The organism is Pseudomonas sp. MWU12-2020 (assembly GCF_023100605.1).
GTDB classification, from domain to species: Bacteria; Pseudomonadota; Gammaproteobacteria; order Pseudomonadales; family Pseudomonadaceae; genus Aquipseudomonas; species Aquipseudomonas fluorescens_H.
Genome location: NZ_JALMEX010000004.1, coordinates 199,717 through 224,836 on the forward strand (window position 1 = coordinate 199,717; position 25,120 = coordinate 224,836).

At 62.1% G+C, this 25,120-nt stretch carries 24 protein-coding genes and 1 pseudogene; 16 read left to right on the forward strand and 9 right to left on the reverse strand.

What is annotated here, in order from left to right:
* Window positions 1–198: 198 nt before the first annotated feature.
* The 7 genes and pseudogenes from M0814_RS11260 (at window position 199) to rsd (ending at window position 6,597) form a co-directional block, all read left to right on the forward strand.
* Window positions 199–945 (forward strand): LytTR family DNA-binding domain-containing protein, encoded by a 747-nt coding sequence (locus tag M0814_RS11260; RefSeq protein WP_103483674.1) that lies wholly within the window; start codon window positions 199–201, stop codon window positions 943–945.
* Between the two features lie 137 nt (window positions 946–1,082).
* On the forward strand, window positions 1,083–2,024 hold the full coding sequence (hemC, locus tag M0814_RS11265; protein ID WP_103483673.1) for a hydroxymethylbilane synthase: 942 nt from the start codon (window positions 1,083–1,085) through the stop codon (window positions 2,022–2,024).
* On the forward strand, window positions 2,021–2,788 hold the full coding sequence (locus M0814_RS11270; protein ID WP_103483672.1) for a uroporphyrinogen-III synthase: 768 nt from the start codon (window positions 2,021–2,023) through the stop codon (window positions 2,786–2,788). The genes hemC and M0814_RS11270 overlap by 4 nt, the downstream gene beginning before the upstream one ends.
* Before the next feature lie 16 nt (window positions 2,789–2,804).
* Entirely contained in the window at window positions 2,805–3,947 is a 1,143-nt protein-coding gene (locus M0814_RS11275; protein ID WP_103483671.1) for a uroporphyrinogen-III C-methyltransferase, read from the forward strand.
* Window positions 3,944–5,182, forward strand: a complete 1,239-nt coding sequence (locus tag M0814_RS11280; RefSeq protein ID WP_103483670.1) for a heme biosynthesis protein HemY — start codon at window positions 3,944–3,946, stop codon at window positions 5,180–5,182. Before M0814_RS11275 ends, M0814_RS11280 begins: the two co-directional genes overlap by 4 nt.
* Before the next feature lie 218 nt (window positions 5,183–5,400).
* A pseudogene (locus M0814_RS11285) lies at window positions 5,401–5,953 on the forward strand (disulfide bond formation protein B).
* Window positions 5,954–6,138: 185 nt separating this feature from the next.
* A complete protein-coding gene (gene rsd, locus M0814_RS11290) occupies window positions 6,139–6,597 on the forward strand; it encodes a sigma D regulator (protein WP_103483669.1) in 459 nt (152 codons plus the stop codon).
* 77 nt (window positions 6,598–6,674) lie between these two features.
* Here the strand turns inward: rsd and M0814_RS11295 are convergent, their stop codons facing one another.
* The gene (locus M0814_RS11295) at window positions 6,675–7,340 is read right to left on the reverse strand and encodes an FKBP-type peptidyl-prolyl cis-trans isomerase (RefSeq protein WP_003229378.1); all 666 of its coding nucleotides are present in this window, start codon (window positions 7,338–7,340) and stop codon (window positions 6,675–6,677) included.
* Between the two features lie 192 nt (window positions 7,341–7,532).
* On the opposite strand from M0814_RS11295, the gene M0814_RS11300 reads away from it, so the two are divergent.
* Window positions 7,533–8,687 carry an AlgP family protein gene (locus tag M0814_RS11300; protein ID WP_103483668.1) on the forward strand — a complete coding sequence of 385 codons (1,155 nt, stop codon included), beginning with the start codon at window positions 7,533–7,535 and terminating at the stop codon, window positions 8,685–8,687.
* Here M0814_RS11300 and M0814_RS11305 read toward each other — a convergent pair.
* Window positions 8,684–9,148, reverse strand: a complete 465-nt coding sequence (locus M0814_RS11305; RefSeq protein ID WP_103483667.1) for a TIGR02444 family protein — start codon at window positions 9,146–9,148, stop codon at window positions 8,684–8,686. The genes M0814_RS11300 and M0814_RS11305 overlap by 4 nt on opposite strands.
* A 50-nt stretch (window positions 9,149–9,198) precedes the next feature.
* Here M0814_RS11305 and M0814_RS11310 point away from each other — a divergent pair, with 50 nt between their 5' ends.
* From M0814_RS11310 to rhtB, 3 genes are all read left to right on the forward strand, one after another.
* Window positions 9,199–11,109 carry an ATP-binding cassette domain-containing protein gene (locus M0814_RS11310; RefSeq protein WP_003229372.1) on the forward strand — a complete coding sequence of 637 codons (1,911 nt, stop codon included), beginning with the start codon at window positions 9,199–9,201 and terminating at the stop codon, window positions 11,107–11,109.
* Window positions 11,109–11,690: a mechanosensitive ion channel family protein gene (locus tag M0814_RS11315; RefSeq protein WP_003229371.1), complete on the forward strand. Its 582-nt coding sequence runs from the start codon at window positions 11,109–11,111 to the stop codon at window positions 11,688–11,690. Before M0814_RS11310 ends, M0814_RS11315 begins: the two co-directional genes overlap by 1 nt.
* A 202-nt stretch (window positions 11,691–11,892) precedes the next feature.
* Window positions 11,893–12,525, forward strand: coding sequence for a homoserine/homoserine lactone efflux protein (gene rhtB / locus M0814_RS11320; protein ID WP_064589768.1), 633 nt, complete (start codon window positions 11,893–11,895; stop codon window positions 12,523–12,525).
* Window positions 12,526–12,714: 189 nt separating this feature from the next.
* On the opposite strand, the gene M0814_RS11325 is transcribed toward rhtB, so the two are convergent.
* From M0814_RS11325 to M0814_RS11345, 5 genes are all read right to left on the reverse strand, one after another.
* Window positions 12,715–13,458: a penicillin-binding protein activator LpoB gene (locus tag M0814_RS11325; RefSeq protein ID WP_103483666.1), complete on the reverse strand. Its 744-nt coding sequence runs from the start codon at window positions 13,456–13,458 to the stop codon at window positions 12,715–12,717.
* Between the two features lie 3 nt (window positions 13,459–13,461).
* Window positions 13,462–14,049 carry a penicillin-binding protein activator LpoB gene (gene lpoB / locus M0814_RS11330; protein WP_003229365.1) on the reverse strand — a complete coding sequence of 196 codons (588 nt, stop codon included), beginning with the start codon at window positions 14,047–14,049 and terminating at the stop codon, window positions 13,462–13,464.
* A 36-nt stretch (window positions 14,050–14,085) separates the two neighbouring features.
* Window positions 14,086–14,460, reverse strand: a complete 375-nt coding sequence (locus M0814_RS11335) for a YcfL family protein (protein ID WP_103483665.1) — start codon at window positions 14,458–14,460, stop codon at window positions 14,086–14,088.
* A gap of 15 nt (window positions 14,461–14,475) precedes the next feature.
* Window positions 14,476–15,870, reverse strand: a complete 1,395-nt coding sequence (locus M0814_RS11340) for a hypothetical protein (protein WP_003229360.1) — start codon at window positions 15,868–15,870, stop codon at window positions 14,476–14,478.
* A gap of 214 nt (window positions 15,871–16,084) precedes the next feature.
* On the reverse strand, window positions 16,085–17,479 hold the full coding sequence (locus M0814_RS11345) for a hypothetical protein (protein ID WP_103483664.1): 1,395 nt from the start codon (window positions 17,477–17,479) through the stop codon (window positions 16,085–16,087).
* Between the two features lie 192 nt (window positions 17,480–17,671).
* Between M0814_RS11345 and M0814_RS11350 the strand changes: the two genes are divergently transcribed.
* From M0814_RS11350 to M0814_RS11360, 3 genes are all read left to right on the forward strand, one after another.
* Window positions 17,672–18,571: a LysR family transcriptional regulator gene (locus M0814_RS11350; RefSeq protein ID WP_103483663.1), complete on the forward strand. Its 900-nt coding sequence runs from the start codon at window positions 17,672–17,674 to the stop codon at window positions 18,569–18,571.
* 86 nt (window positions 18,572–18,657) lie between these two features.
* Complete coding sequence (locus M0814_RS11355) at window positions 18,658–20,553, forward strand: FTR1 family protein (RefSeq protein WP_103483662.1); 1,896 nt, start codon at window positions 18,658–18,660, stop codon at window positions 20,551–20,553.
* Between the two features lie 109 nt (window positions 20,554–20,662).
* Window positions 20,663–21,118, forward strand: coding sequence for a YaiI/YqxD family protein (locus M0814_RS11360; RefSeq protein WP_103483661.1), 456 nt, complete (start codon window positions 20,663–20,665; stop codon window positions 21,116–21,118).
* A gap of 130 nt (window positions 21,119–21,248) precedes the next feature.
* Here the strand turns inward: M0814_RS11360 and elbB are convergent, their stop codons facing one another.
* Entirely contained in the window at window positions 21,249–21,917 is a 669-nt protein-coding gene (gene elbB, locus M0814_RS11365) for an isoprenoid biosynthesis glyoxalase ElbB (protein WP_103483660.1), read from the reverse strand.
* Between the two features lie 114 nt (window positions 21,918–22,031).
* Between elbB and M0814_RS11370 the strand changes: the two genes are divergently transcribed.
* A complete protein-coding gene (locus tag M0814_RS11370) occupies window positions 22,032–23,267 on the forward strand; it encodes a sterol desaturase family protein (RefSeq protein ID WP_103483659.1) in 1,236 nt (411 codons plus the stop codon).
* Here M0814_RS11370 and M0814_RS11375 read toward each other — a convergent pair.
* Complete coding sequence (locus tag M0814_RS11375; RefSeq protein ID WP_003229351.1) at window positions 23,248–23,898, reverse strand: DedA family protein; 651 nt, start codon at window positions 23,896–23,898, stop codon at window positions 23,248–23,250. The genes M0814_RS11370 and M0814_RS11375 overlap by 20 nt on opposite strands.
* A gap of 207 nt (window positions 23,899–24,105) precedes the next feature.
* Between M0814_RS11375 and hemB the strand changes: the two genes are divergently transcribed.
* Entirely contained in the window at window positions 24,106–25,119 is a 1,014-nt protein-coding gene (gene hemB / locus M0814_RS11380) for a porphobilinogen synthase (RefSeq protein WP_103483658.1), read from the forward strand.
* Window position 25,120: the final 1 nt, after the last annotated feature.

Sequence of the window (25,120 nt, forward strand, 5' to 3'; positions counted from 1 at the left end):
GTCCTTTGGCATACCCCGTGAAAAACGCAGGAAACAGCGGGCTTTGAGCAGTACGACGCGGACACTGGCAAATATTGCTGGCCGACGTACGGCACTTTTTGGCGCTCGGGCTAGTCTTAGCGTGGATCGCGGTGACGGACGTCACTTCACCTGTCTACGCTATCCTTGTGCGAGACTCACGCAGGAATCCAGCGCAATATGAATGTCCTGATCGTTGATGACGAACCACTGGCTCGCGAGCGCCTAAGCCGAATGGTAAGCGAGCTCGAGGGTTATACAGTCCTGGAGCCCAGCGCCACGAATGGCGAAGAGGCGTTGGCGCTGATCGACAGCCACAAGCCGGATATCGTGCTACTCGATATCCGCATGCCGGGCCTCGATGGCCTGCAGGTCGCTGCCCGTCTGTGCGAGCGCGAAACGCCGCCGGCCGTGGTGTTTTGCACCGGCCCCGATGAATTTGCCGTGGAAGCCCTGCAGGCCAGCGCCGTGGGCTATGTGGTGAAACCCGTGCGAACCGAACATCTGCATGACGCCCTGAAACGGGCTGAACGTCCCAACCGGGCCCAACTCTCGGCCCTGACCCGTCCCGCCGCCGAAAGCGGTAACGGCCCGCGCAGCCATATCAGCGCCCGGACCCGCAAAGGCATCGAGCTGATCCCGCTGGATCAGGTGGTCTATTTCATTGCCGATCACAAATACGTGACCCTGCGCCACGAGACTGGCGAAGTGCTGCTGGACGAACCGCTCAAGGCCCTTGAAGACGAATTCGGCGAGCGTTTCGTGCGTATCCACCGCAACGCGCTGGTCGCCCGTGACCGCATCGAGCGTCTGCAACGCACGCCGCTGGGGCATTTCCAGCTGTTCCTCAAAGGCCTCAATGGTGATGCGCTGATCGTCAGTCGTCGGCATGTGGCCGGTGTGCGCAAGATGATGCAGGGCCTCTGACCCGGCCTTCGCGCTTGGTTTCACTTTCTTCTACCGGGCATTGCAGGCCAGGGAGGCCACGCCGTTTCTGATTCAAGTCAAAGTGGATTTGGCTGAGCTGTTATTATCCGCCGTATCTATTCAGTACGGATTGATCCATGTCCTCTCGCGAAATCCGCATCGCCACCCGTAAAAGTGCGCTGGCCCTCTGGCAGGCCGAATACGTCAAAGCTCGTCTGGAAGCGGCCCATCCGGGTTTGCTGGTGACGCTGGTGCCCATGGTCAGTCGCGGTGACAAGCTGCTCGACTCGCCGCTGTCGAAAATCGGCGGCAAGGGCCTGTTCGTCAAGGAACTGGAAACCGCGCTGCTGGAAAACGAAGCCGACATCGCCGTGCACTCGATGAAAGACGTGCCGATGGACTTCCCCGAAGGCCTTGGTCTGTTCTGCATCTGCGAACGCGAAGACCCGCGTGATGCTTTCGTTTCCAATACCTACGCCAGCCTGGATGCGCTGCCTGCCGGCGCCATCGTCGGCACCTCTAGCCTGCGGCGTCAGGCGCAACTGCTGACCCGTCGTCCTGATCTGGAAATCCGCTTCCTGCGCGGTAACGTCAACACTCGTCTGGCCAAGCTCGATGCCGGTGAGTACGACGCGATCATCCTCGCGGCGGCCGGTCTGATTCGTCTCGGTTTCGAAGACCGCATCACCTCGGCCATCAGCGTCGACGACAGCCTGCCGGCCGGTGGCCAGGGCGCCGTTGGCATCGAGTGCCGCAGCGCCGACACGCAAATCCACGCCTTGCTCGCACCGTTGCATCACGCCGACACCGCTTCGCGCGTGACCGCTGAACGTGCGCTCAATAAACATCTGAATGGCGGCTGCCAGGTGCCGATCGCCTGCTACGCCGTGCTCGAAGGTGAGCAGTTGTGGTTGCGTGGGCTGGTGGGCGAGCCGAGTGGTGGCAAGCTGCTCAGCGCCGAGGCGCGCGCGCCGCGTGCCGATGCCGAGACGCTGGGGGTGAAGGTTGCCGAAGACTTGCTCAGCCAGGGTGCCGACGACATTCTCAAAGCGGTGTATGGCGAGGCAGGTCACGAGTGACTGGCTGGCGCCTGCTGCTGACGCGCCCTGCGGATGACTGTGCGGCGCTGGCCGCGGAGTTGGCCGGACAAGGGATTTTCAGCAGTTGCCTGCCGCTTCTGGACATAGCGCCGCTGCCGGTCTCTGCCAAGATACGTCAGGCGCTGGCGCGGCTCTCGGGTTGCAGCGCGGTCATCGTGGTCAGCAAACCGGCGGCGCGGATTGCGCTTGATCTGCTGGACGCTTATGGACCTCGGTCGTTGTCGATGCCGTGGTTCAGCGTCGGCGCGGCGACTGCGCAGATTCTTCGCGATCACGGTCTCGACGTACACTTTCCCGCCGACGGCGATGACAGTGAAGCCCTGCTGCAATTGTCGCGTCTGCGCGAGGCGGTCACCGAGCCCGGCGCGCAGGTGCTGATCCTGCGTGGCGAGGGTGGCCGCGAGCTGCTCGCCGAGCGCCTGCGCGCGCTTGGTGCTAGTGTCGAGTATCTGGAGTTGTATCGGCGTGACCTGCCGGCCTACCCGCCGCAAGAGCTGCCGCGGCGGATTGCAGCGGAACGCTTGAACGGGCTGGTGGTCAGCAGTGGACAGGGTTTCGAGCACTTGCGCCAGATGGCCGGCGATGCCTGGCCTTCAATTGCGCAGTTGCCGTTGTTTGTGCCGAGCCCAAGGGTCGCCGAGCTGGCGCGTGCCGCCGGGGCCCGAACAGTTGTGGATTGCCGCGGCGCGAGTGCCGCGGCTTTGCTGACGGCGTTACGGGAGCATCCCGTGCCCGTTCTCTAATGCAAAGGATGGATACGTGAGCGAAACAGCCTTGCCTAAAGATGATGTCCAGCCTGTGATCGATGCCCAGGTTGAAACTCCACCGCCGGCCAAAGAGCCGCGCCGAGGCAACGGACTGGCCATTGTCGCCCTGTTGCTCGGCGCTGCCGGCGTGGCGATCGGTGGCTGGGGGGTCTGGCAGGTGCGTCACCTGCAGACCAACACCGCACAACAGTCCGATCAGGTGCAGGCGTTGAACGATCAGGCGCAGAGCCTCAAGCTCAACGAACAGCGCCTGACCGAGCGCCTCGCGCAACTGCCCGGTGCCGATGAACTCGCCGAGCGCCAGCGTCTGGTGACGCAACTGCAGGGTGATCAGCAGCGCCTCAACCAGCGCCTGGAAACCGTTCTCGGCGCCAGCCGCAAGGACTGGCGTCTGGCCGAGGCCGAGCATCTGCTGCGTCTGGCCAGTCTGCGCCTCTCGGCCCTGCAGGACATCAGCAGCGCCCAGGCGCTGGTGCAGGGGGCCGACGAAATCCTCCGTGAACAGAACGATCCCGGCTCGTTCGCCGCCCGCGAGCAAGTGGCCAAGACCCTCGTCGCCCTGCGCAGCACCGAGCAGCCGGATCGCACCGGGCTGTTCCTGCGCATCGGGGCCTTGCGTGATCAGGTCATCCAACTGACCGAACTGGCGCCGGAGTACAAGGATCGCGGCGAATCGCTGCTGGGCCTGACCGCTGACGGCGATGGTGCCAGTCGCTGGGCGCAGTGGTGGGATCAGGTGTCGCGCTACATCCGCATCGATTTCAATGCCGACAAGAATGTGAAGCCACTGCTGGCCGGGCAAAGTCTGAGTCAGGTACGCCTGGCGCTGAGTCTGGCGCTGGAGCAGGCGCAATGGGCGGCGCTCAATGGCCAGGGGCCGGTCTACAGCCAGGCGCTGACCGAAGCACGGGATGTGCTCAAGGGCAATTTCAATCCGGATAATCCGCAGAGCAAAATCATGCTCGAACAGGTTGCCGAGCTGAGCCAGCAACCTGTGACGGTCAAGACCCCGGATCTGACCGGCACGTTGAGCGCGGTGCAGGCTTACCTGGAACGCCGTAACGTCAACGCTGAAGAATCGGTCAAACCGTTCGCCAAACCTGCCGCCAACACCGCGCAGGAGACCACGCCATGAAACGCCTGTATGTGATCGTGTTTCTGGTGATCGCCGCGACGGCGGCGCTGGGCCTGGCGATTGCCGAGCATTCCGGTTACGTGCTGGTTGCCTACAAGAGCTTTCGCTATGAATCGAGCCTGTGGGCGACGCTGGCGCTGATTGCGGTGTTGTGGCTGGTGATCTGGGGCATCAAGGCCCTGGTCGAGCTGATCATGACGTCCGGTGGCGTGGTCAATCCGTGGTCACGGCGCAACCGCAGCCGTCGGGTGCAGGTGGCCATCGAACACGGTCAGCTGGATCTGGCCGAAGGTCGCTGGGCCAGCGCGCAACGTCACCTCGCTCGCGCCGCCGAGGCCGAGCGCCAGCCGCTGTTGTATTACCTCGGCGCGGCACGCGCGGCCAACGAACAAGGCAAGTACGAGGAGTGTGATCAGTTGCTTGAGCGTGCCCTGGAGCGCCAGCCTCAGGCCGAACTGGCGATTGCCTTGAGTCACGCGCAGTTGCAGACCGATCGTGGTGACACCGACGGCGCCCTGGTGACCCTGCAAGCGATGCACGAGCGGCATCCGCATAACGTGCAGACCTTGCGACAGTTGCAGCGTCTGCATCAGCAGCGTGGCGACTGGGCGGCGGTCATTCGCCTGTTGCCGGAACTGCGCAAGGACAAGGTGTTGCCGCCGGCCGAGCTGGCGGAACTCGAACGGCGTGCCTGGGGCAACAACCTGTCCCTGGCGGCGCATCGTGACGAGGACGGCAAAGTCGGTCTGCAGTCACTCACGCGTGCCTGGGAGCAATTGACTTCCGCGCAGCGTCAGGAGCCGGCGCTGGTGCTGGCATACGCCGAACAACTGCGTCAGCTGGGGGCTCAGGTCGAGGCGGAAGAAGTCCTGCGCAGCGCCCTCAAGCGCAAGTACGACAGCCACCTGGCACGTCTTTATGGCCTGGTGCGCGGCAGCGATCCGGCGCGTCAGTTGCAGACCGCCGAAGGCTGGCTCAAGGAGCATCCGGCTGATCCAAGCCTGTTGCTGACCCTCGGTCGTCTCTGTCTGCAAACCAGCTTGTGGGGCAAGGCACGGGATTATCTGGAAAGCAGTCTGCGGGTGCAGCGTAACCCGGAAGCCTGCGCCGAGTTGGCGCGCCTGCTCGCGCAACTGGGTGATACCGAGCGCAGCAACCAGTTGTTCCAGGAAGGTCTCGGACTGCTGGATGAACGCCTGCTGGCCGCGCCGTTACCGGTGCCGGTTCGCGCCTGAAATCACGAGGGAGGCCACTCCCTCGTCAACGTTCAGTGAGCGAATAATTACCTCTGGCGGGCGTGTTGGGCAAAGTCCTACAGCGGACTACACCTATTCCTCTCGCGCCTGTCGGGTTTTCCCTACACTTCTGGTGAACTGTCGCCAGGCACCTGCCTTGAAAGGCTGACAAGCTTTCCTCTACCGTAACTGCCTGTCTCCACTGCTACGGAAAAGCCATGTCGTTGGCCTGTTCACGCTCCTTGTTTTTTACGGCTTTCACTGCAGGCGCACTGGCCCTGGGAGCTTCCTATTACCTCGAATATGCGGTCGGGCTGACGCCCTGCAGTCTGTGCCTGGCGCAACGCTTCTTCATGGCGTTGCTGATGGTCTGTTGCGGGCTGGCGGCGATTCACGGCCCACGGCGTGTCGGCCTGTCGCTCTATTGGGCGACCGCGCTTGGCCTGAGCCTGGGCGGGACCACGGCGGCCTGGCGGCAGGTGTTGTTGCAGAGTGATCCGCTGGTGCAAATGACCAGTTGCGCGCCCGATTCCGAAGCGCTGTTCAGCAACCTGCCGTGGTTGTGCGCAACGCTGCGGATGTTCAAGGGCGGTGTCGATTGCGCGGAAATTTTCCTGGACGCTGTTCGATTTGAGCATCCCGGAATGGAGTCTGCTGTTCTTTGTGGCGATGTCGATCCTTGCGGTTTATCAGTTACTGCGTCTGGTCTGGAGCGCGCTGCAACGACCGCTCAGCGGCGAAGCGTCGCACCGGGCGCTGGTCGGGGATTAAACACTTGTATGAACTTTATCTCCTGCGTACCTTGAAGCCATAGGCGTGCGGGCATAATCTGGCCCGCACGTGTCATTGGATTTATGTTGCTCGATGACGCTCTGCCCGGTCGGCCTCCAAGCGTAAAAGCCAGAAGAGGGGCGCGGGTGTAGAGCAGCATGACCCACAAGGGAAGAGAGATCGCCATGCTCGAAAGTTGTCAGAATGCTCAGGAACGCTGGGGTGGAGTTCATCTGCTGATCGACCGCTGGTTGCAAGAGCGTGAAGAACTGATCGGTGCCTACGACAAGCTGGGTGCGCAACCTCAGGCCTTGTCCGAGAGCCGCAAGCCCTTGCAGGAGTTCTGCGGCGTGCTGGTCGATTACGTCTCGGCCGGGCACTTCGAGATTTACGAACAGCTGACCGGCGAAGCCAAGGCGTTCAACGACAAGCGCGGCCTCGAGCTTGCCGAAACCCTCTACCCGCGCATCGACGTCATCACCGAAAAACTCCTCGCCTTCAACGACCTTTGTGATGAAGGCAAATGCGTCGCCGAGAAGTTCAAGGAACTGGGTGGCCTGCTGCACGAACGCTTCGAACTGGAAGATTGCCTGATTGAAGTGCTGCACACCGCGCACAAGCAGGAAGATCCGGTTCAGGCCTGATTCGTTTCTCGCCGACATGAAAAACGCGGTGCGCCGAAAGCGCACCGCGTTTTTTTATGCAGGCGAGTCGGCGTCGGTCAGCTCGTTGCACCGCGCAATTCGACCTCAAACACCAGCGGTGTGAACGGCGCGATCAGATCGCCCGCACCGTCGGCGCCGTAGGCTTGATCCGATGGAATCACCAGTCGCCACTTCGCGCCAACCGGCATGTTCTGCAACGCCGTACGCCACCCGGCAATCACGCTGTCGAGGCTGAACCATTGTGGCTGAGTGTTCTGATCGAACACGGTGCCATCCGGCAGGCGACCGACATACAGCACCTGCACTTTTCCATCCGGCCCGGCCTTGGGGCCAGTGCCCGGGCTCAGCTCGGTCAGCAGGATGCCGTCGGCCAATTCCTTCACACCCGGTTTGGCTTTTTCGGCGGTGAGAAAACGCTGCTCGTTTTCCATCGCGGCATCACTGGAAGGCAGCGACGAGTGTTCGGCGTTTTGCGATTCGTGATCCGCCAGGATCTGCTCGATCCGCGCTTCGCTCAGGGCCAGCGGCTTGCCTTGATAGGCCTGCTGCAAACCTTCGACCAATGCCTGAATCTGCAATTGCGGCACCTCTTGGCGCAAGCGTTCACCGAGGCTGGCACCGAGGCTGTAGGCCAGATCGTGAGCATCGTTCGCGGTGGTTTTTTCGTCGGCGTGGGCGGCGGAAAAAATCATCCAGAGGGATAAAAAAAGGTAGCGCGACATGGGCACTCTCCGTCCTGAGATGCGGGCGATTATGCCAGCGCGAAGGTCTGCAACGGTGAACTGCTTTTGTCTTTGTGCAGAACATTTTCACTTCGTTGCAACGCAACGGTTTCGATACTGTCAAGATGACCTAGCGGCGGTAACTGCAGAGGTCTAGTATGAGCCGCACTCACGTCAGCCAGGAGGTAAACCATGTCGGCCACCAAGAAGCCTGTAAACACTCCGTTGCACCTACTCCAACAACTCTCGGGCAGCCTGCTCGAGCATTTGGAAAACGCTTGCTCCCAAGCCTTGGCTGATGCTGAAAAACTGCTCGCCAAACTGGAAAAGCAACGCGGCAAGGCGCAAGAAAAACTGCACAAGTCCCGTACCAAATTGCAGGACGCAGCCACTGCCGGTAAAGCCAAGGCGCAGAACAAGGCCAAGGCTGCCGTCAAAGAACTCGAAGACTTGCTTGACGCGCTGAAGGGGCGTCAATCCGACACTCGCGGCTACATTCTGCAACTCAAGCGTGATGCCCAGGAAAGCCTGAAACTGGCCCAGGGTGTCGGCCGTGTGCAAGAGGCTGCCGGCAAAGCGCTGTCCTCCCGCGCCGCCAAACCAGCAGCAGCGCCTGCGAAAAAAGCGGCAGCCAAACCTTCTGCGGCGAAAGCCCCGGCGAAAACCGCTGCGGCAAAACCGGCAGCCAAACCAGCAGCCAAGGCACCGGCTAAAACCGCCGCCAAACCTGCTGCAAAAACCGCAGTGAAAAAACCGGCTGCGGCGAGCGCTGCGAAACCGGCCGCACGTACTGCCGCTGCCAAACCTGCAGCGGCAAAACCGGCTGCCAAGCCAGCAGCAAAACCTGCTGCGCGCAAAGTCGCTCCGGCAAAAACTGCTGCTAAACCAGCTGCCAAAGTAGCGGTAAAACCGGCTGCCAAACCTGCCGCGAAAACCGCCGCTGCAAAACCGGCAGCCAAGACTGCGGCCAAACCGGTCGCGGCAAAACCTGCTGCCAAGGTTGCTGCCAAACCAGCGGCCAAGCCTGCCGCTAAAACCGCTGCCAAACCTGCAGCAGCAAAACCTGCGACCGCTGCAGCCAAGCCTGCCGCCAAACCAGTAGCCGCAAAGCCAGCCGCAAAGCCAGCCGCTAAACCAGCCGCCAAGCCAGCTGCCAAACCTGCCGCGAAAAAACCGGCCGTTGCCAAACCAGCTGCCGCCAAACCGGCGACTGCACCTGCCGCCAAGCCAGCCGCTCCGGCGCCGGCCGCCGCGCCTGCTCCAGCCGCTTCCACCTCGACCACCACGACTGCGCCAACGCCAGCCGCTGCGTCGAGCGCCAGCAGCAACCCGACCAGCGCTTCCTAAGTGCCGGTTGCCGCGACGCGCAGCACTTGCAGCGCGTCGCGGTTCGGGCTGGCGGCCGATCCCGTCAGACTTTCCAGCCACTCCCCCGACGCTGATGCGTCATCGCGCGGCCAATCCTGCGCAACCTGTTCCAGTTGCCACAGCAGATGCCGTTCGGCTTCCAGCTCCAGCGCTTTCATTTGTTCTCGCAGCCCCTTGAGCACCGGATCTTCCTCGGCCAGGGTTTTCCACTGAGTACGCAACGCACGCAGTGGCTGCACCACCTCCACATCCCACGGCCCCACCAGCATTTTCAGCTGCTGCACGCGCTGTTCGTCGCAGGCCGCGCCGCGCTGTTCCAGCCATAAACCACACAGCAGCAGGCAGACATTGGCCCCCGCCGTTTGCAGTTGCAGGCAAGCAGGTTCCACGCCCGGTCGGGCGTAGATGGCAAGGGAAAAGCTCCACAGGTCAGAGGACATCGTGCTACTCGCGCCAGTTGTGAGCGAAGCTGGTAGACTCCGCCGCCATTATGATCCGACTTCAGAACCTGACTTTACAGCGTGGCCCGCAACGTCTGCTAGAAGACGCCGAGCTGACCCTGCACGCCGGCCACAAAGCCGGCCTCATCGGTGCCAACGGCGCCGGCAAATCCAGCCTGTTTGCCTTGCTGCGCGGCGAGTTGCACCCGGACTCGGGCGATTGCCTGCTGCCGGCCGACTGGCGGATCGCGCACATGCGCCAGGAGGTCGACACGCTCGAACGCCTGGCGGTCGACTATGTGCTCGATGGCGACCTGCGTCTACGCGAAGTGCAACGTGACCTCGCCGCCGCCGAAGCGGCCCACGATGGCACGGCTCTGGCCCGTCTGCACGCCGAACTCGACAGCGCCGACGGCTATACCGCCGATGCGCGGGCGCGCAAGTTGCTGGCCGGTCTCGGTTTCACCAATGAACAGATGGATCGTCAGGTAGGAGATTTCTCCGGTGGCTGGCGGATGCGTCTGAACCTGGCGCAGGCCTTGATGTGTCCGTCGGACTTGTTGTTGCTCGACGAACCGACCAACCACCTGGATCTCGACGCGATCATCTGGCTCGAAGAGTGGCTGAAAAGCTACCCGGGCACCCTGCTGCTGATTTCCCACGACCGCGACTTCCTCGATGAAGTGGTCGATCACGTGGCCCATGTCGATCAGCGCAAACTGACCCTCTACCGTGGTGGCTACACCGCGTTCGAACGCGCCCGTGCCGAACGTCTGGCCCAGCAGCAACAGGCCTACGAGAAGCAGCAGGCGCAACGTGCGCACATGGAAAGCTACATCGCCCGCTTCAAGGCCCAGGCCACCAAGGCCCGTCAGGCGCAGAGCCGGATCAAGGCCCTGGAGCGCATGGAAGAGCTGTCGGCGGCCCACGTCGATTCGCCGTTCGATTTCGTGTTCCGCGAATCGACCAAGATCTCCAGTCCGCTGATCGACCTGTCCGATGCGCGTCTGGGTTACGGCGATAAAACCATCCTGGAGAAGGTCAAGCTGCAACTGACCCCGGGTGCGCGGATCGGTCTGCTCGGGCCGAACGGCGCCGGTAAATCGACCCTGATCAAGAACCTTGCTGGCGAACTCGAGCCACTGGCCGGGCGTCTGACCCGTGGCGAGAACACCGTCGTCGGCTACTTCGCCCAGCATCAGCTCGACTCGCTGGATGCCAAGGCCAGCCCGCTGCTGCATTTGCAGCGTCTGGCGCCGACCGAACGTGAACAGACCCTGCGCGACTTCCTCGGTGGTTTCGACTTCCGTGGCGCACGCATCGACGAGCCGGTGCTGAATTTCTCCGGTGGCGAGAAAGCGCGTCTGGCGCTGGCATTGATCGCCTGGGAACGGCCGAATCTGTTGCTGCTCGACGAACCGACCAACCACCTCGACCTGGAAATGCGCCTGGCGCTGACCATGGCGCTGCAGGAATTCAGCGGCGCGGTATTGGTGGTGTCTCACGATCGGCACTTGCTCAAGAGCACCACCGACAACTTCTACCTGGTCGCCGATGGCAAGGTCGAAGAGTTCGATGGCGACCTCGAAGACTACGCGCGCTGGCTGGTGGAATACCGTCAGCGCAATGCGCCGGTCAGCAACACTCCGGTCAATCCGGACAAGACCGACAAGAAGGCTCAGCGCCAGGCCGCCGCTGCATTGCGTCAGCAACTGGCACCGCACAAGCGCGAGGCCGACAAGCTCGAAGCCGAACTGGGCAAGCTTCACGAGAAGCTGGCGAAGGTCGATGCCAGCCTCGGCGACAGCGACATCTACGAGCCGGCACGCAAGAACGAGTTGCGTGATCTGCTGGCCGAACAGGCCAAATTGAAGGTGCGCGAAGCCGAGCTGGAAGAAGCGTGGATGGAAGCGCTGGAAACCCTGGAAAGCATGCAGGCGGAGCTGGAGGCGTTGTCCTGATGGACGCGTTCAAGTGGCCATTGCCGGCGGTGTGGGTCGAGCCGATCTGGCTCGGTGTGCAGATTCTGCTGATCCTGCTGGCCGGTTATCTCGCTCAGCGCTTCGTTGCCAAAGGCCTGACCCGTCTGGGTGAGCGCTACCCGTTTCCGCCGCAGCTGCTGATGCCGCTGCGTGGCGGTCTGCGCTGGCTGATCATGGGCAGCGCGCTGATCTTTGTGCTGGAACGCCTCGGGGTGTCGGCCACGGTGTTGTGGACGGCGCTGTCGGGTTTCGTCGCGGTGGCGGCGGTGGCGTTCTTCGCGATGTGGAGTGTGCTGTCGAACCTGCTGTGCGCGATTCTGATCTTCACCGTCGGCCCGTTCCGCCTCGGCGATGTGGTCGAGCTGGTGGACACCACCGACAAGCCCGGCGTCAAGGGCCGGGTGGTGGCGATCAATCTGCTGTACACCACATTGATCGAAGCCGAAGAACTGGGAACAGGCAGTGCCATGGTGCAAGTGCCGAACAGCCTGTTCTTCCAGCGTTCGGTGCGGCGCTGGCGCGGGAGTGATGTGTTTCCTTCGAGCGGTTTCGAAAAGTAGTCTTCGGGCGTCTGATCAGACGCCTTCGCGAGCAAGCCCGCTCCCACATTGGATCTGTGATCGACACAAATCCAATGTGGGAGCGGGCTTGCTCGCGAAGAGGCCATCAGCCGCGCCCGGACCATCCAGCAAAAATCGGTAGTCATCCGCGCCAAACCGCATTAGCTTTGACGTCTGTCACGATTCACAGTCGAGGTGTGCGATGGAGCTTCAAACATGGCTGGCATTCTTTGCCGCCTGCTGGGTGATCAGTCTGTCCCCGGGCGCGGGCGCCATTGCGTCGATGTCCAGCGGCCTGCAATACGGCTTCTGGCGCGGCTACTGGAACGCGTTGGGCCTGCAAGTCGGCCTGGCGGTACAGATTGCAATTGTCGGCGCCGGGGTCGGCGCGATTCTCACCGCATCGGCCACCGCGTTCTATGCGATCAAATGGTTTGGCGTGGCCTATCTGGTCTACCTGGCGATCAAGCAATGGCGCGCGCTGCCCATGGACATGAGCGATGACGCCGCCGTGCGCCCGATCGGCAAGCCGCTGGCGCTGGTGTTCCGCGGCTTTCTGGTGAACATCAGCAACCCCAAGGCACTGGTGTTCATGCTCGCGGTGCTGCCGCAGTTCATCAATCCGCACGCACCGCTGCTGATGCAGTACCTGGTGATCGGCGTGACCATGATCTGCGTGGATCTGATTGTCATGGCCGGCTACACCGGTCTGGCGTCCAAGGTGCTGCGCCTGTTGCGCACGCCGAAGCAGCAGAAACGCATGAACCGCACGTTTGCCGGGCTGTTCATTGGCGCGGCGGCGTTCATGGCGACGTTGCGTAAAGCGGTGGTGTAAAACCCGCAGGCAGAAAAAAGGCGACCTCTTGGGGTCGCCTTTTTTTATCCGCCAAGACTTTGGAGTGACGCTCAATTGTGGCGAGGGAGCTTGCTCCCGCTTGAGTGCGCAGCGCTCACAAGCTTTTGGGTCTGCTTCGCAGCCCAGCGGGAGCAAGCTCCCTCGCCACAGAACGCGTTCAGCCAAGAGTCAGCGCAAGATCACCGGCGCAGTATCACGCGGCAAGTTGTTGCGCTGCGGCGCTTCACGCGGCTGCTCGTACCCGCCGCCACCGAGCTGCATGCTCAGTTGCCCGGCGACGTCTTCGCCCAGCGCTTTCGACACGTCACGCACCACCCGAGGGCGATTCAGCGAGATCTTGATGTCGCGGCCGTTCACCAGTTTGGTGTCCTGTGCTTCGCCCATCGCCGTGAAGGCCGAAGTGATCTCGTAGGTCTTGGTGTTGATCAGGCTGAAATCGGCCACCAGCGTCAGGCCCAAAACCGCCGAATAGCTGTCGGTGTGCGCCAGCTCGTTCATGTCCTGGGTGAAGTCGATGTCCGACACGGTGCCGAACAGCACATAGTCGGCGCCCTTGAAGTTGCCGGCCTTGATCCGCTTGATCACGTCGTACACGTCACCCTTGGACGATGCGGTGTACGGCGTGCCCTGCACCAGCTGAAACATCCCGGTGCGGAGGATTTCACCCTTGATGTCGCCGGTGAATTTACGCAGCTCACCTTGTTCGATGTAGCTGGTGGTCGCTTCCAGCTCGTTGTAGTTCGAGGAACCACTGGAGCTGTAATAACCCTCGCGATAATTGTTCTGCGCCGAAACGATGTGGATGTACTGCTCCACCCGTTCCTGATACGCCAGATCCGTTACCGCGACTTTCGGGGCCGCTTGCACGCTGAACGCGCAAGCCAGGGCCATCATGCCAATCCATGTGCGCATCAATTAACGCTCCGTGGTTTTGCGGATCTCTTTTTCGTCCATCCACTCGGCCAGACCGCTTTCAACGTCGATCAGTTGCAGGCTGAATTTGTAGAAGACGTCCTTGTAATCGCTGCTGCGCTTGACGATCGAGCTGATCGAGCCTTCCAGACGATATTTGGCAGCGATCATGTTGCCGGTCTTGGCCACGGTGCTCTTCTTGTACAGACCGCTCTGGTTTTGCAGCTTGAGCTGATCGACCTGGCTCTGCATTGCGGTGTTGTCGCTGGCGAAGCGGGCGGTGCCGGACTTCATCAGTTGAGTCTTGATGCTGGTGGTGATTTCGCGGGTATCGATGTACTCGCTGGTCTTGTTCTTCACGTCGTAGACCTGCACCACCGGGCGGCCCTGCAGGATGCCGGACTGGGCCAGCGAGCGGGTCATCGATTCGGCGATCATTTGCAGGTCGGTCGAACCGAATTCGTTGGTCACGGTTTCAACCGCTTTGGTGTCGCCGTAGCTGATGTTCTTGCTGCCCAGGGTCGGCGAGGTGTTGGCGCAACCGGAAGCCAGTAGGGCGAGGACGGCGATCAAGGAAAAGCGTGCAAACATGGGAATGCTCTCTAAAACAGAAATAGGGTGGCGGACTTAAGGCGTCTTGAGTTCCAGGCGGAAATCCACGGCTTTCGGGGTCGGGGCGATGCCCTGGATGAAGCTGGTCTGGGCGCCGTACATCATCTGGCTTTTCCAGACTTCTTCCTCGGCGACCGGGAAACCTTCCGGGCCCAGCCAGGCGAAGCGGTAGTAGAACGTCTTGTTGCTGTTGAGGGTGTTGGTCAACTGCACATTGACGGTCATGAAGCCGTTCTCGCGGGCGACGCGCATGGCGCCAACCGCGATGTGTTTCTGCGGGCCCATGGCCACGACCTTGCTCGCGGCGCTGCCCGGCTCCGGTGGTGGCGGGGTGGCGCAGCCGCTGGCCAGGACGGCGAGAGCGGCAACGGCGAAGAGTTTCAAGCGCATGCAAAGACTCCGTTCTTAAGGTTGTTTGAGGCTGGCGACGTTGGTCGCGCCGGCGCTCGGGATGACGTGGGCGGCGAGGCCCGCAGCGAACACCTGATTACCCACGGCGCGCAGGCTGATCACCTGGTAGCGCTGATCGACGGTGACCTTGACCACCGAGCCACCGACGGCGCTCGGCAGACTGACTTGGTGTTCGCCTTTCTTCAAGCGCAGACGCACCACTTGGGTGTTGTCCGGCAGGGTGCGCCACGTACGGGTATCGGCACCTTCCAGCACAGCTGAAGAAATACCCACGGCGAGGCCGGCCAGCGGGTTGGTTTCGTTGATCTTCTTCTGCGCCACACCTTTGGTGATCGCGCGCACGGTGGTGCGAACGATGATCCCCGGCATGTCATCGCGCAGGGCGCGACGGGACATGGCGGTGGTGCTGTTGAGGGCGGTCAGGTTGACTTGCTGGCCATCGACGCCAATCTGCGCGAACGGTGCGGTAGAGGTGTCAGGCTTGATGATCGGGAACGACAGCGGGGTGATCACCACGTTGTTGGAGATCGGCAACGGCAGCGGCACGCGGATCGAGTCGCGCGCTGGCGCCAGACCGCTTTGCACCACGATCAGGATGTCGCTGTCGTCGCTCTTGGTCGGCTTGTCGAGATTGACCAGCGCCTGCTCCAGCAGCGGCGTGTTCGGACGCAGTTCGGCGGCTTTACGGTAGCCCGGCGCAGCCAGGTCTTTCTCGCCCAGGGCTTCGTAGACGAAACCGGCCAGGTAATGGCTGAACGCACTCTGGTAGCTGTTTTTCAGACTGACCACTTCTGGCGCATCGAGGCTGGCGACCGGGTAACCCTGCAGATCCTTGTACTGAGTCTTGATGCCTTCTTTTTCGGCCTCTTCCTCGCTCTTGAGGTATTCCTTGTCACGCAGGTCGGCGATCACCGCTTCACGTTCGTGAGTCTTCTTGATCGCGGTGCGGGCGCCGTCGAAGTCGTTGACCGCCAGCAGGTTGAGGGCCATCTGCGTGGTCAGCATGACTTTTTCGTAGTCGTAGCCTTCGTAGCGGCGGACCTTGTCGTTAACGATGAAGCTGCCGAACTGCGCCAGGTATTTGCCGGAGTCGAGCTTGACCGCATCTTCCCACTGCCCGACCACCTGATCGGCACTGGTCCAGGCGTTCTGACTGCCGGACAGGTCGCCCTTGGCGCGCAGCAACTCACCTTTCTCGAAGTAATAGAGCAAGTCTTTGTCGGGGCCGGTGTTGTTTTTTTCCAGCAGGGTCAGCGCGGCATCGACGTTGCCGGTGGCCAGTTGCTGGTTGGTCTGGGCCAGTTCCGAATCGTAGTTGCGAAACGCCGAACAGCCGGACAGCAGGGTGACAGCGCTGAGCGCGATCAAGGTGGGAGTGCGCAATGCCATGGGGGTACTTCTTCCCTGAGCTAGAAACTGCATCAGCCGCCGGTGCTGGTCGGGCTGGTGTGACCCATCGACAGTGGCGCTGGCCTCCTGCCAATTCCTCATAACCAGAGGAGCTTTTATGCCGCGTCGCTATAGCGCGGGCGCGGCATTATAAGCGGGCGATGCTGGCCATGTAATAGCTTTTTAATCGCACTTGTTAGTTTGGTGCCATTACTTATTTCACGGCGGATACGCGATTTCCCACCGACGTTGCAGGTTGAAAAGCGCTGCCGTTCGCGTAAATCCGCTCGCCCAGCACGCGAAGGCCGATCATCTGGCGATTCTGGTCGATGCGGATGTTCAGTGGAGTGCCTGAAGTGTTCGGCAGGCTGATCTGGTGCTCGCCCTTTTTCAGACGCAGGCGCACGACCTGTGTCAGGTTGGGCAGGGTGCGCCAGGTGCGGGTGTCGGCCTGCTCGAAACCATCCCACTGGGTGACGTAGGAGGCCTTGGCCGGATTGCGGCGATTGTCGGTACCTTGAACGTCCGCCGCGAGGAACGCCCGGTAGGTGGTGCGCTGGATAATCCCAGGCATGTCGTCACGCAGTGTGCGCAAAGACATATCGGTGATGCTGTTGACCGCGATCAGCTTTTTCTCGCGACCGTCGATGCGGACCTGCTTGAACGGCGCGGTGGAGTTATCCGGCACCATCACCGGGAAGGAAATGTTGGCGACGATCACCTGACCGTCCTTGAGCTGCACCGGATACGGTACGCGCACCGAGCTGCGGGCCGGTGCCAGACCACTTTGCACGATGATCAGCACATCGCTTTCGTCGGCCTTGAGTCCGGGGCTGTCGAGGTCGCGCAGTGCCTGTTGGAAAAACGGCATGTCCGGGCGCAGCTCGATGGCCTGACGATAACCGGGCGCCGCCAGGTCTTTTTCGCCGAGCGCCTCATAGGTGAAGCCGGCGAGGTAGTGACTGAACGCGCTCTGGTAACCGTTTTTCAGGGCAATCACTGCCGGGGATTCGAGCATCACCACCGGATAACCCTGCAGGTCCTTGTAGTGCACGCGCGCGCCCTGGGCCTTGGCCGCATCTTCGATACGTTCGTATTCCAGCTCCCGCTGCCGGGCGATCAGCGCTTCGCGTTCGTGGGTTTTCTTGATGTCGGCACGGGCCCCGTCGAAGTCATTCAGCGCCAATTGGTTGAGGGCCATTTGCGTGGTCAGCATGACTTTTTCATAGTCGTAGCCATCGTAGCGCCGCAGCTTGTCATTGATGATGCCGCCCCAGTGATCGCCCATCGCCGCGAGCAACTTGTCACCGGTGGTCTCGATCGTGTCCTGGCGCTCGATGATCATCTGCTCGGCGCTGCGCCAGGTTGTCTGGCTCTGCGGCAGCGCGCCGCCGGCGCTGAGGACGGCGCCCTTTTCGAAGTAGTAGAGCAGGTCTTTTTCCGGATCCGGGTTGTGCGCTTCGATCAGCGCCAGGGCGCCGTCGATATTGCCGGCCTTGAACTGGTCGGTGGTCTGTTGCAGTTCCAGGTCGTAGTTGCGATACGCGGCGCAGCCGCTCAGTTGCACAACAGCGGTGATCAACAGGGGCAGCAGCAAGCGGTGGGGCATGAGGGGGTTCATCCTTGAGCGGGAAATGCGACGAGGTGGCGCATTATAGGCGGCAATAGTGGCCAAGTGATGCGTGGTTTTTGTTTGCTGATTGCACAGATCATTTGGATCACGCGGTGGATTTACCGGTGGGATGGATGCGGGGTTTGGGCTAGCCTTGCTGGCCTGACGCTTAACCATTGCGGGACTTCAATGAATCAACTGCAAGCCATGCGCGCGTTTCGTTGCATCGTCGAGTGTCGCGGGTTCAGCGCCGCTGCCGAGCGCCTCGACACCACCCACTCGACGATCTCCCGACAGTTGCAGCAGTTGGAAAGCGAACTGGGCACGCGGCTGATCAATCGCAATACCAGAGGATTCAACCTGACCACGGCGGGGCAGCAGTATTACGCGGCGTGCGTGGACATTCTCGAACGCCTCGATCAAGCCGCGCTGGCGGTCGGTCAGGCACATGAAAGCCCCAGCGGTGTGCTGCGCATCAGTGCACCGATGGTGATCGGTACGCTGGAACTGGCGAGCTGGCTGCCGGCATTCCAGCAGCGCTATCCCGAGATTGAGGTGGACCTGTCCTGCGATGACCGTTTCGTCGATCTGATCGCCGAGGGCTTCGATGTAGCCCTGCGCATCTGCGGACCCTTGGCCGATTCATCCATGGTGGCGCGGTTGCTGACCGTCTCGGACATGTTGCTGGTGGCTTCGCCGGCTTACGTGGCGCGCAATGGTCTGGTGCGTCTGGTGCGCGAACTCGCCGAGCATCAGTTGCTGGCGTTTGCCGGTGGCAGCGACTGGACGCTGACCGATGCGCGCGGGCTCACCAGCAGCGTGCGCGCGCAGGGCCGCTTCAAGGCCGATTCGATCAGTGCGTTGCATGCTGCCGCGCTGGCCGGGGTCGGTATCGCCGCGTTCACCCGGGCCACGGTGCAGGAGGATCTGCTCAGTGGTCGGCTGGTGCAGATCCTGCCCAACTACAACCTGGGGCAGCGCCACTATTACGCGCTCTATCCGCATGCCCGGCATGTCGCGCTGAAGGTGCAGGTGTTCGTCGAATTCATGCTGGAGCATTACCGCAATACACCCGTCGCGCTGCGTTAAAACGCCACGAGACATCGACAGAGCTTGAGTGAAAAGCGTTCGAAGTGAACAATATGTAACTTCGCATTTCCATTTGAGACTCATTCATGACTGCCGCGTCCCGATTCCTGGCCTGGCTGGTGTTCCCTCTGTTGGCCCTGAGCAGTTCCAGCCTGCTGGCCGACACCGTGGAAGGCGCCCCGCAGGCGCTGCACCTGCTCGATTACATCAGCGCCGACTACCCGCCGACGGTCGAGGCGGGCAAGGTCGTCGACGACGGCGAGTACCGTGAGCAACTGGAATTCACCCAAGTGCTGCAGGGGTTGATCGGCGGCCTGCCGGCCAAACCGGAGAAGGCGGCGCTGGAGCAGGGCGTCGAGGCTCTGCATGCGGCTATCACCGCGAAGCAGGACGGCGCTGAAGTCGCGCGTCAGGCCCGGCAACTGGGGGCGCAACTGGCGGTGGCGTATGAAGTCAGCCAGGCGCCGATCATCACTCCCGATCCGACCCGGGGCGCGCCGCTGTACGCCCAGAACTGCTCGGTGTGTCACGGCGCCAGCGGTGCCGGCGACGGCCCGGCGGGCCTCGGCATGACGCCGCCACCGGCCAATCTGCGCGATGCCGCACGCATCGATCACCTGAGCCTGTACGCGATCTACAGCACCCTCGGCCAAGGCGTCGAAGGCACCGACATGCCGGCGTTCGCCGATCAACTGGACGACCGTCAGCGTTGGGATCTGGCGACCTACATTGCCGGTTTCAGTGCCGACCCGGCCGCAGCCAAGTCCGACAAGACCTTCAACATCGCTGATCTGGCGCGCCAGACCCCGGCCGAGGTGCAGGCCGCCGAAGGCCCGCAAGCGGCGGCGACCTTCCGTGCTCAGCGCGCCCAGCCACCGCAGGTCAAGCGCGGCCCGGCGCAGTTGCTCGATTACACCGCCGCCACGCTGGACAAGAGCCTGGCGGCGTATCGCGCCGGCGATCACGATCAGGCCTATGACCTGTCGGTGGCGGCGTATCTGGAAGGTTTTGAACTGGTCGAAAGCTCGCTGGATAACGTCGACGCCAACGTGCGCAAGGACACCGAAAAATCGCTGATGGCCTACCGTCAGTCGTTGCAGGACGGCTTGCCGGTGGCGCAAGCCGAGCAGCGCCTGGACGCGGCCAAGGGCAAGTTGAAAGAGTCCGCCGAACTGCTCGGCAGCGATGGCCTGAGCTGGTCGCTGAGCTTCATTTCCGGCCTGTTGATTCTGCTGCGCGAAGGCCTCGAAGCGATTCTGGTGCTGGCAGCGATCCTCGCGTTCCTGCGCAACACCGGCCAGCAGTCGGCAGTGCGCAGCGTCAACATCGGTTGGGGCCTGGCGCTGCTCGCCGGGCTTGGTACCTGGGCGCTGGCGGCGTATGTGATCGACGTCAGCGGCTCGCAGCGGGAACTGCTTGAGGGCGCTACGGCGCTGTTCGCCAGCGTCATGGTGCTGTGGCTCGGCGTGTGGATGCACGACCGGCGGCACGCGGCGGCCTGGCAGGATTACATCAAGCAGAGTCTGGTGGGCGGCGGCGGGCGTTTCGGCTTCGCGATCCTCGCGTTCTTCTCGGTGTACCGCGAGTTGTTCGAAGTGATCCTGTTCTACGAAACCCTGTGGCTGCAGGCCGGCCCCGCCGGGCACGACGCGGTGCTGGCCGGTGGTGCGACGGCGCTGGTGCTGCTGATCGGTCTGGCCTGGGTGATCCTGCGTGGCTCGGCGAAACTGCCGCTGACGCTGTTCTTCAGCATCAACGCCGGTCTGCTCTGTGCGTTGTCGGTGGTGTTTGCCGGGCATGGCGTGAAAGCGCTGCAGGAAGCCGGGATCTTTGGCACGCGGCCAGTGGCGTTCCTTGAATTCGACTGGCTGGGGATTCATGCCGATGCCTATTCCCTGACGGCGCAGGCGCTGGCGATTCTGGCGATTGTTGTGTTGTATGGGCGCAGCCGGATGGCCGAGAAGCGGCGGGTCGTCGCTTAAAAAGCATTCGCTGGCGCTCACATTCGCGGGCAAGCCCGCTCCCACAGGTTTAGCGTTAACCTTGTGGGAGCGTGGCTTGCCCGCGATGCTTTTAAGAGAGGAAAAGAAGATGCGTGTATGGATCGATGCCGACGCCTGCCCCCGGGCCGCCAAGGATCTGGTGGTGAAGTTCGCCCTCAAGCGCCAGTTCGAAGTGGTGCTGGTGGCTGGACAGCCGCAGACCAAACCGGGGCTGGCCATCGTCAAACTGATCGTGGTGCCCAGCGGCCCGGATGCGGCGGACGATTATCTGGTGGAACACGCGGTGCCCGGTGAGCTGGTGATCTGCAGCGATATTCCGCTGGCCGATCGTCTGGTGAAGAAGGGCGTGGCGGCGCTGGATCCGCGCGGCAAGGAGTTCGACGCGCAGAACATGGGCGAGCGCCTGGCGGTGCGCAACCTGTTCACCGACCTGCGCGAACAGGGCCAGATCAGCGGCGGCCCGGCACCGTTCGGCGAGCGCGAGAAGCAGGCGTTTGCCAATGCGCTGGACCGCATCCTCACGCGGCTGATCCGCAAACCCTGAGCCAAACACAAATCCCATGTGGGAGCGGGCTTGCTCGCGAAGGCGTCGTATCAGACAACATTGATTGGAATGACACACCGCTTTCGCGAGCAAGCCCGCTCCCACATTTCGCTCTGCATGCAGTCAGAGATCAAACATCGTTTTCGTGGGTGAGTTCGAGCACCCGGTCGACCAGTTTGTTGATCCCCGAAGCCGCTTCACTGATGTTCTGCGCCAGCATGTAAGCCGGGGTCGTCACCAGTTTGCGTGCCTTGTCTTCGATGATGTCGGTCACTGCGCAGTCTTCGTGGGTGGCGCCCATCTTGTTCATCGCGGTAGCAGTGTCGGCGTCATTGCCGATGGTGCAGGTCACGCCCGGGCCGTAGATCTTCGCTGCCAGCGCCGGCGAGATGCACATCAGGCCCACCGGTTTACCCGCTTCGGCGAACGCTTCGGCCAGTTCCAGCACTTGCGGCTGCACGCTGCAGCCGGCGCCTTCGACGGCGAAATTCGAGAGGTTCTTCGCCGCACCAAAACCGCCAGGCACGATCAGCGCGTCGAAGTCATCGACGTTGGCCTCGCGGATGTCCTTGATGTTGCCGCGGGCAATGCGCGCTGACTCGACCAGCACATTGCGCGTCTCGGGCATTTCTTCACCGGTCAGGTGATTGATTACATGCAATTGCGCGATGTTCGGGGCGAAGCATTGCACCTGCGCGCCACGTTGATCCAGGCGCAGCAGGGTGATGACGCTCTCGTGGATCTCGGCGCCGTCGTACACGCCGCTGCCGGACAGGATCACTGCAACTTTTTTGCTCATGGGTTTCTCTCCAGATTCATGGCGCTAAATGTCCACTAAATTGTCGCGCGTTGCCATAGGGGGAAAGGGCGGCTACACCTAGGATCTGTCCATAGAATCCGACCGGGGCGCGCCATGGACTTCATTCTGTATGCAGTGCCGTTTTTCTTCGTGCTGATGGCCGCCGAGCTGCTTGCCGATCGCTGGCGCGGGACCAGCCACTATCGCCTCGCCGATTCGGTCAACAGCCTCAGCGCCGGGGTGTTGTCGACCACCACCGGCCTGTTGACCAAGGGGTTTGGGCTGCTGACGTATGCGTTTGCCCTGGATCATCTGGCGCTGATCAGGTTGTCGGCCGACAGCCTCTGGGTCTGGGTGCTGGCCTTCGTCTTCTATGACTTCTGCTATTACTGGCTGCACCGGTTGGGCCATGAGCGCAACATTCTCTGGGCCGCGCACTCGGTGCATCACCAGAGCGAGGAGTACAACCTCTCCACGGCGTTGCGCCAGACCAGTACCGGGTTTCTGCTGGGCTGGATCTTCTATTTGCCGATGGCCGTGCTCGGCGTGCCGCTGCTGGTGTTTGTCAGCGTCGCGGCGATGAATCTGCTGTATCAGTTCTGGGTGCACACCCGGCACATTCCCAAGCTCGGCGGGTTCGAGTGGTTCTTCGTTACGCCATCCAATCATCGGGCCCACCATGCACAGAACGCTCTCTACATGGATCGCAACTACGGCGGGGTGTTCATTCTTTGGGATCGGCTGTTCGGCACGTTCCAGGAAGAGGACGACAACGAGCCAGTGATATTCGGGGTGACCACGCCGCTGGCGAGCTGGAATCCGCTGTGGGCCAATGTGCAGTTTTATGCGCAGTTGTGGGACGACGCCCGCCGCGCCGAACGCCCGTGGGACAAGCTGCGAATCTGGTTCATGCGCACTGGCTGGCGTCCGGCGGATGTCGCGGCCAAGTACCCGCTGAACAAACCGGACCTGAGCCGCTTCCGCAAATTCGAAGTGCCGCTCGACAGCCGCCGTCAGTGGTATGTGGCGTTGCAGTTCTGCGTCTATATCGCGCTGGGCAGTTACCTGATGGGGCAGGCGCAGCATCTGCCGATCTCCGCGTTGCTGCTGGGGTGGGGCGCGGTGGCGTGGGGGTTGTTTGTGCTGGGGGTGGCGCTGGAGAGTCGCCCATGGGCGTTGTCGGTCGAGCTGCTGCGGCTGGCGTCGAACCTGCCGCTGGTGTGGCTGGCGCCGCTGCTCGGGCTATGGCCGGCCAGCCCGTTGGCCTGGGCTGGTTTGCTCGGTTACAGCCTGCTCAGCGGCATCGGGCTGTATGGCTGTCGCCAGCGCGTTACTCGGCTGGCGTCTTAGGTTCGGCGGGTTTGGTTTGCTCCGCTTGAAGCAGGTGCGCCGCTTTTGCGGCTTGCTCGTCGGCGTAAACCTGCTTGGCCAGGCGCGCATTCTTGAAGCGGCGACGCAGCCACAGGCCGACACCCAGTACCAACAGCGCGCCGAGCACCCACAGTTCGTACTTCTTGATGCTGCCGAGCATGCCTTCGAGCACCGCACCGAAGTGGTAGGCAGCGGCCGCGAGGGCGGTGGCCCAGATTGCCGCACCGATGCCGTTGAGCAGCAGATAACGTCCCGGCGGATACCCCGACAGGCCGATCGCCACCGGCATCACCGTGCGCAGGCCATAGACGAAGCGAAAGCTCAGGACCCAGATGTCCGGGTGCTTGCGGATGTGTTCCAGCGCGCGGTCGCCCATCATCTGCCAGCGCGGTTTGCGCGCCAGTAATTTGCGCCCGTGCTTGCGCCCCAGGAAGTACCACAGCTGATCGCCGGCATAGCTGCCGAAGAACGCCACGACCACCACCAGGTTGATGTCCATGTATCCACGGAACGCGAGGAAGCCTGCGAGCACCAGGATGGTTTCGCCTTCGAAGAACGTGCCGAGGAACAAGGCAAAGTAGCCGAAGTCATGCAGAAATTGTTGGAGCATTGTCTGGGTGCTGGCGAAATGAACGCGCAGCCTAACCCTTCGGACACATTCAGGAAAGTGTCGAAATGTGTCTCGACGTGAACAATTCCTACGCTGACAATGGAATGCGGCTACATGTCACGGGGTGCGCACAACTGTAATCTGTTGGTCATAATGGCCGCTTATAACTGTCACGCTCGCCCGTTTGCGCGGGCTCAGGAGTCTGCCGTGAGCTTTACCCCTGCCAACCGTTTGTTCCCAGCCACGCGTTTGCGCCGCAACCGTCGTGATGATTTTTCGCGCCGGCTGGTTCGGGAAAACGTACTGACGGTCGATGACCTGATCCTGCCGGTGTTCGTGCTTGAGGGTGAAAACCGTCGCGAAGCCGTGGCCTCGATGCCCGGTGTCGAACGTCTGACCATCGATCTGCTGCTTGAAGAGGCGGCGCAATGGGTCGAACTGGGGATCCCGGCGCTGGCGCTGTTCCCGGTCACGCCAACCGAATTGAAATCCCTCGACGCTGCCGAAGCCTGGAACCCGCAGGGCATCGCCCAGCGCGCCACCCGCGTCTTGCGTGAGCGTTTCCCGGAATTGGGAGTGATCACCGACGTCGCGCTTGATCCGTTCACCACCCACGGTCAGGACGGCATTCTCGACGAAGACGGCTACGTGCAGAACGACATCACCGTCGACGCACTGGTCAAACAGGCTTTGTCCCACGCCGAAGCCGGCGCTCAGGTCGTGGCGCCGTCGGACATGATGGACGGCCGCATCCAGGCGATCCGCGAAGCGCTGGAGCTGGCCGGTCACGTCAACGTGCGGATCATGGCCTACTCGGCCAAGTACGCCAGCGCCTATTACGGGCCGTTCCGCGATGCCGTGGGTTCGGCAGCGAATCTGGGCAAGGCCAACAAGGCCTCCTATCAGATGGACCCGGCCAACAGCGACGAAGCGCTGCACGAAGTCGGTGCGGACTTGTCTGAAGGCGCGGACATGGTCATGGTCAAACCCGGCATGCCGTACCTGGACATTCTTTTCCGGGTAAAAGATGCCTTCAAGGTGCCGACCTTCGTCTATCAGGTTAGCGGCGAATACGCCATGCACATGGCGGCGATCCAGAATGGCTGGTTGAGCGAGGCGGTGATTGTCGAATCACTGACCGCCTTTAAACGTGCCGGCGCTGATGGCATCCTGACTTACTTTGCTGTCCGTGCCGCTCAATTGTTACGAGAGCAGAAATAGC

Coding starts and splice junctions, on each gene's coding strand:
- M0814_RS11315 (WP_003229371.1), top strand. CDS start 11,109: ATGGACGCGTTCAAGTGGCCATTGCCGGCGGTGTGGGTCGAGCCGATC.
- M0814_RS11300 (WP_103483668.1), top strand. CDS start 7,533: ATGTCGGCCACCAAGAAGCCTGTAAACACTCCGTTGCACCTACTCCAA.
- M0814_RS11340 (WP_003229360.1), bottom strand. CDS start 15,870: ATGGCATTGCGCACTCCCACCTTGATCGCGCTCAGCGCTGTCACCCTG.
- hemC (WP_103483673.1), top strand. CDS start 1,083: ATGTCCTCTCGCGAAATCCGCATCGCCACCCGTAAAAGTGCGCTGGCC.
- M0814_RS11345 (WP_103483664.1), bottom strand. CDS start 17,479: ATGCCCCACCGCTTGCTGCTGCCCCTGTTGATCACCGCTGTTGTGCAA.
- M0814_RS11360 (WP_103483661.1), top strand. CDS start 20,663: ATGCGTGTATGGATCGATGCCGACGCCTGCCCCCGGGCCGCCAAGGAT.
- M0814_RS11355 (WP_103483662.1), top strand. CDS start 18,658: ATGACTGCCGCGTCCCGATTCCTGGCCTGGCTGGTGTTCCCTCTGTTG.
- elbB (WP_103483660.1), bottom strand. CDS start 21,917: ATGAGCAAAAAAGTTGCAGTGATCCTGTCCGGCAGCGGCGTGTACGAC.
- M0814_RS11325 (WP_103483666.1), bottom strand. CDS start 13,458: ATGCGCACATGGATTGGCATGATGGCCCTGGCTTGCGCGTTCAGCGTG.
- lpoB (WP_003229365.1), bottom strand. CDS start 14,049: ATGTTTGCACGCTTTTCCTTGATCGCCGTCCTCGCCCTACTGGCTTCC.
- M0814_RS11260 (WP_103483674.1), top strand. CDS start 199: ATGAATGTCCTGATCGTTGATGACGAACCACTGGCTCGCGAGCGCCTA.
- M0814_RS11350 (WP_103483663.1), top strand. CDS start 17,672: ATGAATCAACTGCAAGCCATGCGCGCGTTTCGTTGCATCGTCGAGTGT.
- M0814_RS11375 (WP_003229351.1), bottom strand. CDS start 23,898: ATGCTCCAACAATTTCTGCATGACTTCGGCTACTTTGCCTTGTTCCTC.
- M0814_RS11370 (WP_103483659.1), top strand. CDS start 22,032: ATGGACTTCATTCTGTATGCAGTGCCGTTTTTCTTCGTGCTGATGGCC.
- M0814_RS11335 (WP_103483665.1), bottom strand. CDS start 14,460: ATGCGCTTGAAACTCTTCGCCGTTGCCGCTCTCGCCGTCCTGGCCAGC.
- M0814_RS11310 (WP_003229372.1), top strand. CDS start 9,199: ATGATCCGACTTCAGAACCTGACTTTACAGCGTGGCCCGCAACGTCTG.
- rhtB (WP_064589768.1), top strand. CDS start 11,893: ATGGAGCTTCAAACATGGCTGGCATTCTTTGCCGCCTGCTGGGTGATC.
- rsd (WP_103483669.1), top strand. CDS start 6,139: ATGCTCGAAAGTTGTCAGAATGCTCAGGAACGCTGGGGTGGAGTTCAT.
- M0814_RS11280 (WP_103483670.1), top strand. CDS start 3,944: ATGAAACGCCTGTATGTGATCGTGTTTCTGGTGATCGCCGCGACGGCG.
- M0814_RS11295 (WP_003229378.1), bottom strand. CDS start 7,340: ATGTCGCGCTACCTTTTTTTATCCCTCTGGATGATTTTTTCCGCCGCC.
- M0814_RS11305 (WP_103483667.1), bottom strand. CDS start 9,148: ATGTCCTCTGACCTGTGGAGCTTTTCCCTTGCCATCTACGCCCGACCG.